Source organism: Streptomyces sp. NPDC053755 (assembly GCF_040677675.1).
Lineage (GTDB): Bacteria > Actinomycetota > Actinomycetes > Streptomycetales > Streptomycetaceae > Streptomyces.
In genome coordinates this window covers 39,072-48,043 of the sequence record NZ_JBFASK010000042.1, presented here as the reverse complement: position 1 = coordinate 48,043, position 8,972 = coordinate 39,072, and the positions used below count along the sequence as shown (strand labels likewise).

Genomic DNA, 8,972 nt, shown 5'->3' with positions numbered 1-8,972 from the left:
TGGTTGGTGTCGGCGGGGGGGCGCCCCGCCCCCCCCTCCCCGGGCGACCGTCCTACAACCTTGGGTGCGGGGGCCCCGCGCGCGTGCCCGCTCCACGATCCCCCTCCGGAGGGTTCCTCTCCACGTCAGGCCGCGTATTCACTCCTTCGGACGGGCGCTCGGAGTGAAACGGGGGTGCACATGGGGGCGCGTTCGGCCTGTGTGCTTCTCGGGATGATCACCGCCGACCTACCGTCGACACCATGGGACGCGGGGACCTGGCGACGCTGGTACGGATCTGTGATCCGGCGGGCCGTCCGCGCGGGACCGGCTTCGTCGCCGACGACCGGGGCACGGTGGTCACCAGCCACGAAGCCGTCGACGGGATCGCACGACTCGTCCTGCGCGCCGCGCAGGGCGGCCGCGAATGCCGCGTCGACGGCGACGCCGTCACCGCCCTTCCCGAGTCGGGCCTCGCGCTCGTACGGACCGAGGGACTCGGCGTGCGCCCCCTGCCGATCAGCGCCCGCAGGGAGATCGAGGCGGGCACCTACGTGCGGATCGCCGCGCACGGCTGGCGGGAGGCGCGGGTGCTCGCTCCCGCCCGCGTGACCTACACCGCGACGGACCGCTTCCACGTCCTCGGCGACGCCGTGGAGCTCGCCATCGGCACCGAGGGCGCCGAGGCCCTCCGCCGCGGCGGTCACGCTGCCGGCGGCCCCGTCCTCGACCCCGTCACCGGAGCCGTCCTCGCCGTCCTCGGCACCGCCCTCCACGGCGACCACCGAGCCGCCGGGTACGCCCTGCCGCTCGCGTGCGCCCGCCCGCTGCGTGACCTGCTGCGGCGCAACGCCGCCACCGTCCCCTGCTACGGCCACGATCTCAACCTCGCCGGGGTCCTGGAGCTGACCGCCACCTCCACCGGCTCGGCCGGCACCCCCGCGGCCTGGCCCGCAGCACCCGAGCCCGTCGAGCGCGCCGCGTGCGTCCGGGAGTTCGCCGCCTTCACCGCCGGCGGGGCACAGGTCCTCGCGCTCGTCGGCGTCCCCGGCACGGGACGCACCACGGCGCTCGCCGCCCACTGCGCCCGCCGCGCCCGGGGAACAGAGCCCGCCCCCACCCTCTGGCTGCGCGGCGCCGACCTGCGCGCCGACGACACCTCCGTCGCCGACGCCGTCGGCCGCGCCCTGCGCCAGGCCGGCCGTATCGTCGCCACGTCCGGCGCCCGCGGTGACGCCACCACCGCCACCCCGGAACGGGCGGCCGCACTCGCCCACGAGGCGGGCCGCCCCCTGCTCCTCGTCCTCGACGGCCCGGAGGAGATGCCTCCGGCCCTCGCGCACCGGCTGGCCGCCTGGAGCGGGGGAACGGAGAACTGGCTCCGCGCGCACGGCGCCCGCCTGATGCTCGGCTGCCGCCCGGAGCACTGGGAACAGGCGGCCGGCTTCTACACACCCGCCGCCCTCCACCGCCCAGCCGGGCGGGGGCCGGGAGGGGAAGCGTACGCCGGTCCCGGCACGGAGCCGTCGACGGGCTCAGGCGCCCGGACCGGTCCCGTCGCGGACCCTCCGGCGGCGGGATCCGCGGCGCTGTCCCTCCGGCCGGATCCGAAGGCCGCGCCGCACCTGCCCGGCGCCGTCGTGATCGGTGATCTCGGGGAGGAGGAGGCGCGGGCCGCGCGGCGACGGTACGGGCTCGCCGAGACCGATCAGGCCGGTGCCGACGCACGGCATCCGCTGGTGCTGCGACTGCTCGCCGAGGTGCGGGAGGCACTGCCCGGAGACGTGCCGGGCCGGCCGGGCCGGGAGGAGGTCTTCTCGGCCCACCTGGACCTGATGTGCCTGCGCGTCGCGGTGCGGATCGCCGCCGGATCCCGCCCCCTCGTCCGGGGCACCGCCGTGCGCCGGCTGGCGGCGCGGGTGGCGGGACGGGTCCACGCGGCCGCCCGGCGGTGTCTGGGCCCCGGCCAGGGCGAACTGGACCGGCCCTCCTTCGAGGAGATGTTCCCGTGGCGGACGGGCTGGGCCTCCGCCGTCCTGACCGAGGGCCTCCTCGTCCCGGCCGGCCCGGGCTACCGCTTCGGACACGAGGAGCTCGCGGACTGGCTGCAGGGCGCCCACCTGGACGTCGACGGGGCCCTGCACGTCCTGGTCCACCGCCGGCACGAGAAGGCCCCCGCGCGACTCCCCGCCCACCACGTCCCCTTCGACGCCGCGCCCGCGCCGCTCGGCCCGCGTGCCTTCGGGGATCCCGCGCCGCTCGGCTCACGCGGCTCCGGGGGTCCCGCGCCGTCGTCCGTACCCGCGCCGCGCCTCCCGGAAGGGGCGCGGGAGAGTGGCCCGTGCTCGCTTCCCGTACCGCGCCACCGCATCGGGCCCGTGCTCGAGGCATTGCTCCTCGTGGAGCGGGAGCGGGGGCCCGCCGCGCTCGCGGCGCGGCTGGCGGGTCTGGTCGACGCGCTCGACCGGTTCTCGCGCGCCGGTCTCGAGGCCACGGACGGAGCCTGGTGGGGCAGCCGCCTTCTCGCCGGCACCCTGCGGCGGGTGCCCGACCCGAGGCCGTACCTCCCCGTCCTGCGCCACCTCGCCGACCACGTCGGAGCCCGCCCGCCCGGCGGGTCCCACGAGCCGGCCGACGCCTTCGCGCCGTTCGGTCCGGCCTTCTGGGACACCCTGCGCGTGGGGGAGGACGAGCGCGTGGACCTGCTGCGGCGGCTGGTGACCGCCGACGGCCCGCCCGGCCTGGGCGGACCTCCCCGCCACCTCGACGCCGTCGCCGCCCGGCTGGCCGCCGACCCACGGGGGGTGCAGCCGCTGCTCTGCCGGTGGTTCGGCGATCCGCGACCGCTGCCCGCCGCCCCGCACGCGACCGTCGGCACCGCGGCGCAGGCGCTGCTCCACACGCACCGGGGCCGTGCCGTCGACGACCTGTGCGAGGCGCTCGTCGCGACCGCGCACCCGCTCGCCGACGGCCTCCTGACCGCACTCGCCGAGGACGAGCCGTCCGCCGTGTGCCGGGCCGTCGACCGATGGGCCCACGACGACGGACGGCCCGAGCGGAGGGCGGCGGCCGCTTCGTACGGAAACCTGGTCGCCGGACACGTCACGTCCGGCGCCGACCGCGAACTCCTGCGGTACGCCGCCCTCGCCCTCCTCGCCCGCCCCCGCGACCCCGCCCTGCACGGGCCCGCCCTGGGCATCCTGATCCGCGACCCGCGGACCCGCGCCCGCCACCTCCCCCGGGCGCTCACCGAGCCCGGCGTACCCGCCACGGCCCTCACCGCGGCGCTCCCCGCCGACCCCGAGCCGGTCATCGCCGCCCTCCGGGCCCGCCTCGACGGCCTCGAAACCGCGGCCGGCGAGGTGATGGACGCCCTCGCGGGAATCACCACGCCCGCCCTCGCCCGCCGCGCCGCCGCCCTCGTCCGCGCGTACGTCGACCGCCACCCCGGCCCCGGGCCTGCCCGCCACGCCGCCGCGTTCGCCGACCGCAGGCTGGAGGACGGCCCGGCCGCGCGGGCCGTCCTCTTCCCGCTGGTGACCGGACTGCTCCGGGACCACCCCGCCCATGTCCGCGCGGCCATGGCCCCCGTCCTCGCCGCGCCCGGCACCGGCGCCTCGCGCCTCCTGCGGTCCGAACTCCTCGACGTCCTGCTGAGATACGAGGAGGAGGAACCGGGGAGCCCGGCCGTCCTCGACGCCCTGCTGCGCGCCGCCGCCCTCGGCTGCGACCGGCGCCCCGACGTACGCACCCGCGACCTCGTCCACCGCGTCGGACTGCTCCTCGTCCGCACCCGCGAGGGCGCCGACCGCTTCGACCGGCGGATCGCGGAGCTCGCCCGGGAGGTACCGGCCTTCGCCGCCGGGCTGGCCGGCGGACCGGCCGACGACCCCGCCGCCTGGGCCGCGCTCGTCGGCGCGGACACCCGCAGGACGGTCGAGAGCATCGGCAGTTCCATGCCGATGCAAACCGAAGGCCGTGGACATGGCAGTCTTAGACCTGCGTAATCGGCGAACAGGCGGACGAGGAGCGGTCACAGTGCAACGCTGGCGTGGCTTGGAGGACATTCCCCAGGACTGGGGACGCAGCGTCGTCACCATCGGCTCCTACGACGGTGTGCACCGCGGGCACCAGCTGATCATCGGGCGGGCGGTGGACCGCGCGCGTGAGCTCGGCGTTCCCTCGGTCGTCGTCACCTTCGACCCGCACCCCTCCGAGGTCGTGCGGCCCGGCAGCCACCCGCCGCTGCTCGCCCCGCACCACCGGCGCGCGGAGCTGATGGCGGAGCTGGGCGTCGACGCGGTGCTGATCCTGCCGTTCACGGCCGAGTTCTCACAGCTGTCCCCGGCGGACTTCATCGTGAAGGTCCTCGTGGACAAGCTGCGCGCGAAGGCCGTCATCGAGGGCCCCAACTTCCGCTTCGGTCACCGCGCGGCGGGCAACGTCGCGTTCCTGGCCGAGCTCGGCGCCACCTACGACTACGACGTCGAGGTCGTCGACCTCTTCGTCAGCGGTACGGCCGGCGGCGGCGACCCCTTCTCCTCCACGCTCACCCGCCGCCTGGTCGCCGAGGGCGACATGGAGGGCGCCGCAGAGATCCTCGGCCGCCCGCACCGCGTCGAGGGCGTCGTCGTGCGAGGCGCCCAGCGCGGCCGCGAGCTCGGCTTCCCGACGGCCAACGTCGAGACCCTGCCGCACACCGCGATCCCGGCCGACGGCGTGTACGCGGGCTGGCTGACGGCCGCCGGCGAGCGCATGCCGGCGGCGATCTCGGTGGGCACGAACCCGCAGTTCGACGGCACGGAGCGGACCGTCGAGGCGTACGCGATCGACCGCGAGGGCCTCGACCTGTACGGCCTGCACGTGGCTGTCGACTTCCTGGCGTACGTCCGCGGCATGCTCAAGTTCGACACGCTGGACGACCTGCTCGAAGCGATGGCCGGCGACGTCAAGCGCTGCCGCGAGCTGACCGAGGCGTACGACCGGGACCGTCCCGCCACCTGACGCCCGACGCCGACGCGCCAGCCCGTCCCGCCACCTGACGCCCGACGCTCCGGGGCCGCGCTCCCGGACCGCCGTCGCGGGCCCCCGACCCCGAAGCGCTGTCGCCGGGCCCGCACACGCGTCCGGCCCGCGCCGGGCCCCCGCCCGGCGGCCGACCCGTAGGGGCAGGACTCCGGGCGTGAGCCCGAGGCGGGCCATGGCCGTACGCCGGCGCCGCGGCGCGGTCACCAGGTGACGATCAGTTCCTTCGGGCCGCGGATCAGGCCCTTCGACTGGAACACCGTGTCCTCGGGCGCCCCGGCCAGACGCAGGTCCGGATAGCGCCTCAGCAGGGTCGAGAGCATCACCTCCGACTCCATCCGCGTGAGCATCGCGCCCATGCAGTGGTGCGGCCCGTGCCCGAAGGAGACGTGGCCCGTACCCGTCCGGTCGAAGTCGACCTCGTGCGGGTCCTCGAAGACCTCCGGGTCCCGGTTGGCGGCGAGGTAGGACGCGTACACCGCCTCACCCGCCCGGATCAGCACCCCGCCGACCTCCACGTCCTCGGTGGCGATCCGCGGCAGCCCCACGCCGTTGCGGTGCGGGATCCACCGCAGCAGCTCGTCCACCGCCTGCGGGAGCAGCTCCGGCTCCGCCCGCAGACGCGCCATCAGGTCCGGACGGGTGAGCAGCAGGTACACCATGTTGGCGCTGTTGTTGCGGACCGCGTGGGCACCGCTGATGAGGATCGCCATGGCCAGCGACACGGCCTCGTCGTTGCTGATCCGGCCCTCTTCGAGGGACTCCGCGAGCACCCCGGCCAGGTCGTCACGCGGCTCCGCCCGCCGCCGTTCGAGCAGTCGGGTGATGTAGCCGTGGATCTGGGCCTTGGCCGCCTTGCTGCCGGCCGGCCCGGGGCCCGAGGACAGGATCAGGTCGGGCCAGGACGCCAGCTCCGCGCGGTCCTCGTCGGGGATGCCCAGCAGATCGCAGACCACGGCCATCGGCAGGGGCCCGTGCAGATGGCTCATCAGGTCGGCGGGACGGCCCGACTCCTCCATCCGGTCGAGCAGCCGGTCCGCGGTCGCCTGTGCGAGCGGTCGCAGCCGTTTGGTGCTCTGTCCGGTGAACGCCTTGGTCACGGCCTTGCGCAGCTGGGTGTGGTACGGCGGATCGGCGTAGTTCAGGGCCGCCTTCGAGGCCACCATGTGACCGGTCATGCCGGTCACCATGCGGTCGAGCAGGGCCGTCCGGCTGAACCGCGGGTCGGACGTCACCATGCGGACGTCCTCGTACCGCGTGACGAGCCAGGCCTCGTTCTCGGCGGCGAACGGCAGTCGGATGCGCGCCACCGGCTCCTCGGCGAGGAGCTCGGTCAGCAGGGGGTCGAAGTCCAGCGCGGGCAGGTCGTCGACCGCCCAGGTGCGTGCCGGCCGCGCCGCGGCCGTCGATTCGGAGGTGGTCATGGGGTGGCTGTTCCCGGCCGGAGGAGGCGCCGATACGCCCGGCGGCCACAGCCCCCTGAACGGAGGACGGGGCCCTGGGCCGGGTGCCGACGGGGCCGGTCGGGTGACGCTCCGTGAGCTTTTGGTGACTCTCGCGGTTGCGGCGCCGCGAGCGCCGGGTGAATGTGGCGGCAGTTCACGGCGTACCTGAACGAAGGAGCGAGTCTCGTGGTGACTCTGTGCAAACCCGCGGTGGCCGTACCCGAGTACGTGATCACAAGGGAGGAGACGCTCGATCTCGCCCGCTCGCGTCATGCCGATCACCCCCAACTGCCGCTGGCACTCCGCCTGATCGAGAACACCGGCGTGGCGCAGCGGCACATCGTCCAGCCGATCGAGGAGACCCTGAAACACCCGGGCTTCGAGGAACGCAACGTGCGTTACGAAGCCGAGGCGAAGGCCCGGGTGCCGCGTGTGATCGAGGAGGCCCTGCGCAACGCCGATCTGCGCCCCGCCGACATCGACATGATCGTCTACGTGTCGTGCACGGGGTTCATGATGCCCTCGCTCACGGCCTGGCTGATCAACACCATGGGCTTCCCCAGCCACACCCGGCAGCTGCCCATCGCCCAGCTCGGCTGCGCGGCCGGCGGCGCCGCCATCAACCGGGCGCACGACTTCTGCGTGGCGTACCCGGACGCCAACGTCCTCATCGTGGCCTGCGAGTTCTGCTCGCTGTGCTACCAGCCCACCGACCTCGGTGTCGGTTCGCTGCTCTCCAACGGCCTGTTCGGCGACGCGGTCGCCTCCGCGGTCGTACGGGGGCGCGGCGGCACCGGGATCGCCCTGGAACGCAACAACTCCCACCTCGTCCCCGACACCGAGGACTGGATCGCGTACAGCGTCCGGGCCACCGGGTTCCACTTCCTGCTCGACAAGCGGGTGCCGACCACCATGGAGCCGCTGGCTCCGGCGCTCCGCGAGATCGCGGGGTCCCACGGCTGGGACGCCGGCGATCTGGACTTCTACATCATCCACGCGGGCGGACCCCGGATCCTGGACGACCTGAGCCACTTCCTCGAAGTGCCGCCCGAGGCCTTCCGGTTCAGCCGGGCCACCCTCACGGAGTACGGCAACATCGCCAGCGCCGTCGTCCTGGACGCGGTGCGCCGGCTCTTCGACGAAGGCGGCCTGTCCGAAGGCGCCCGCGGCATCGTGGCCGGCTTCGGCCCCGGCATCACCGCCGAGATGTGCCTCGGACGGTGGACCAAGGCCGCTGTGCCCCCCCTGGAGGCCGACCTCAACACCCGCCGGATCGTCGGCTACTCGCCCGCGGCGCACCCCGCGCGCACCACGACCGCCTGACCGTTCGTCCCCCTGGCGCCTATCTCGCCATTTCCGCAAAGGAGACCCACGCAATGTCAGACACCACCTCGTCGTCCCTCCGCAAGGCCGTGCGCGGCCCGGCCGCGATGACCGCGCTGCTCGCCGGCGTGGCCGTCGTGTCCGTGGCCGGAGCGCCCGCCCAGGCGTCGGCCCCGCACAAGGGCCGGGTCCCCATGCACCAGTGCTGGGTCAACGACGTCCCCGCGCCCGCCGGCAACCAGGTCAACGGCACCCCGAAGGACGACCACATCTTCTGCGACAGCGACCTGGAGGGGGTCACCGTCTCGGGCGGCAACGGCAACGACATCATCGAGGTCAGGGGCCTGGTGATCGACTCCGCCATCACGGGCGGAGAGGGCAACGACGTCATCCGCGCCAAGCACCTCGTCCCCCAGACGACCTTCAGCATGGTCCGGGGCAACCGGGGCAACGACGTCATCAAGGTGGCCACCGTCCGGGGCGACGGGGCGAAGCTCGGGGCCGTGGTCCACGGCGACGACGGCGACGACAAGATCACCACCGGCTCGGTGTCCGGCGCGCCCGGTCAGTTCAACCGCGGCGGCGGGATCGTCACCGGCAACGACGGTGCCGACACCATCCGCACGGGCGTCATCGACTTCTCGGGCCGGGTCCTCGGCGGCAGCGAGAACGACACCATCGAGGCCGAGGCCCTGGGCCCGGAGTCCGGCGGACTCATCCAGTCCGGCCCGGGCGACGACAAGATCAGCGGACCGCGCGGCGCGACGCTGATCGTCGGCGAGCACTGGGGCTCGGTGGACGCCGGTGTCGGCAAGGACACCTGCCTGGTGAAGTCCGTCTCCACCCGGACGTCCATCAGCTCATGCGAGTCGATGCCGGCGGCGCAGGAGGGCGACGTCAAGCCGGGTGGGCCCGCCGGGCAGGAGCCGGGCGGCCCGGCAGCGGGAGACGGGTCCCAGCCGGGCCCCGCGGACCAGGACCCGACCGAGCCGGTCGAGCCGTAGTCCTGACGTGGGTCCGGACGGCGGGCTCGGGGCCACCGACCCGGGCCCGGCCGACCGGTCGCGTCACGCTCCCCGGCTCGCCCGGACCGGTCGGGCCGTGATCCCGGGCCCGTCCGGCCCGGTCGCGTCATCTCCTCGGCCCGGCTTTCGGCCGCGCCGCACTCCCCGGCCCGGCCGGTCCGACCCGGCCGGGCTC

General features: G+C 74.9%; 5 protein-coding genes. 4 read left to right on the top strand and 1 reads right to left on the bottom strand.

Annotated elements, in window-relative coordinates; genetic code table 11:
• The first annotated feature begins 242 nt into the window (after positions 1-242).
• On the top strand, positions 243-3,986 hold the full coding sequence (locus AB0K65_RS28645) for a trypsin-like peptidase domain-containing protein (protein ID WP_365721512.1): 3,744 nt from the start codon (positions 243-245) through the stop codon (positions 3,984-3,986).
• Positions 3,987-4,017: 31 nt separating this feature from the next.
• Entirely contained in the window at positions 4,018-4,983 is a 966-nt protein-coding gene (locus AB0K65_RS28640; protein WP_365721510.1) for a bifunctional riboflavin kinase/FAD synthetase, read from the top strand.
• Between the two features lie 224 nt (positions 4,984-5,207).
• Here AB0K65_RS28640 and AB0K65_RS28635 read toward each other — a convergent pair whose 3' ends face one another.
• Positions 5,208-6,428 (bottom strand): cytochrome P450, encoded by a 1,221-nt coding sequence (locus AB0K65_RS28635; RefSeq protein ID WP_365721508.1) that lies wholly within the window; start codon positions 6,426-6,428, stop codon positions 5,208-5,210.
• 162 nt (positions 6,429-6,590) lie between these two features.
• Here AB0K65_RS28635 and AB0K65_RS28630 point away from each other — a divergent pair, with 162 nt between their 5' ends.
• Together AB0K65_RS28630 and AB0K65_RS28625 are read left to right on the top strand one after the other, a co-directional pair.
• Entirely contained in the window at positions 6,591-7,772 is a 1,182-nt protein-coding gene (locus tag AB0K65_RS28630; protein ID WP_365721506.1) for a type III polyketide synthase, read from the top strand.
• Between the two features lie 53 nt (positions 7,773-7,825).
• Positions 7,826-8,776 carry a hypothetical protein gene (locus AB0K65_RS28625; RefSeq protein ID WP_365721504.1) on the top strand — a complete coding sequence of 317 codons (951 nt, stop codon included), beginning with the start codon at positions 7,826-7,828 and terminating at the stop codon, positions 8,774-8,776.
• Positions 8,777-8,972: the final 196 nt, after the last annotated feature.

Coding starts and splice junctions, on each gene's coding strand:
- AB0K65_RS28645 (WP_365721512.1), top strand. CDS start 243: ATGGGACGCGGGGACCTGGCGACGCTGGTACGGATCTGTGATCCGGCG.
- AB0K65_RS28635 (WP_365721508.1), bottom strand. CDS start 6,428: ATGACCACCTCCGAATCGACGGCCGCGGCGCGGCCGGCACGCACCTGG.
- AB0K65_RS28630 (WP_365721506.1), top strand. CDS start 6,591: ATGTGGCGGCAGTTCACGGCGTACCTGAACGAAGGAGCGAGTCTCGTG.
- AB0K65_RS28625 (WP_365721504.1), top strand. CDS start 7,826: ATGTCAGACACCACCTCGTCGTCCCTCCGCAAGGCCGTGCGCGGCCCG.